1 protein-coding gene is annotated in these 1,177 nt (G+C 55.3%); it reads left to right on the top strand.

The window, feature by feature from the left end; all coding sequences use genetic code 11:
- Window positions 1–79 precede the first annotated feature (79 nt).
- Window positions 80–1,141, top strand: coding sequence for an IS630 family transposase (locus tag ACWIKB_RS33275; protein WP_475271650.1), 1,062 nt, complete (start codon window positions 80–82; stop codon window positions 1,139–1,141).
- The last annotated feature ends 36 nt before the right edge of the window (window positions 1,142–1,177 follow it).

Below are 1,177 nucleotides of genomic sequence, written 5' to 3'. Positions count from 1 at the left end.
CTAGTGTGCTGTTCTCAAATTAACATTTCTCCGATATTGGCTACACTTCCGGTGTCATCCAACGTTCGGAGAAGCGCAGGTGAACGCACTCAACATTGTCCTCAGTCCAGAAGAGCATGCCGAGCTGAGCCGGCGCGTACGTTCGGCCACCATCAGCCAGCGCGACGGCCGTCGCGCACGAGTGATTCTGTTGGCGGCCCAAGGTTGTACGCGAGTAGAGATTGCCCGGCTGACCGGCTTCTCACTTCCCGTTATCACGTGCTGGTGTCAGCGCTTCCAGGCTCAACGGCTGGACGGTTTGCTCGATAAACCAGGTCGGGGTCGTAAACCTTTTCTGCCCCTTGACGCGGTGCGCCGTGTTCTTGAGCAAGTCACTCAACCGCGCATCGGTGAACCTCGATGGAGCTGCCGAAGCATGGCCCGAGTGGCTGGGATTTCGGCCACCAGCGTGCATAAACTCTGGGCGGCCAATGACTTGAAACCGCACCTGACCCGTACCTTCAAACTGTCCAATGACCCGAACTTCGAAGACAAGTTTTGGGACGTCATCGGGTTGTACCTGAACCCGCCGGACAAGGCGCTGGTGCTCTGCTGCGATGAAAAAAGCCAGGTGCAAGCCCTTGAGCGTACCCAGCCTGGGCTGCCTCTGGGAATCGGCCATATCCGCACGCAGTCGCACGATTATGTACGCCATGGCACCGTTACGCTGTTCACGGCTCTGGACTATCTTCAGGGGCGCTTGATCAGCAGTATTGAGTACCAACATCGGCACCAGGAGTGGCTGGAGTTTCTCAAGAAGATCAATCGAGAAACGCCCAAGCACCTTCAACTGCACTTGATCGTCGACAACTACGCCACCCACAAGCATCCCAAAGTGAAGGCGTGGCTGGAAAAGCATAAACGCTTCCACATGCATTTCACCCCGACTTCCAGTTCGTGGATGAACATGGTTGAGCGCTTTTTTCGGGACATTACGGTGTATTTGCGTGAAGGCAGCTTCAGTTCGGTACGCGAGCTGGAGACCTCGATTACCACGTTCCTGGCCTTGCGAAATGCGCAACCGACTCGCTATGTCTGGAACGCCAAAGGCGAAGATATCTTGAACAAAATCCAGCGCGCCCGTGAGGCAATGGGCTCATAGGCTAATGGGTAAATTATTTAGAGAACAGCACACTAG

The organism is Pseudomonas sp. 5Vm1k, from assembly GCF_056161485.1.
The sequence above is the reverse complement of the archived record's forward strand: the minus strand, read 5'-3'. Positions and strand labels throughout refer to the sequence as shown.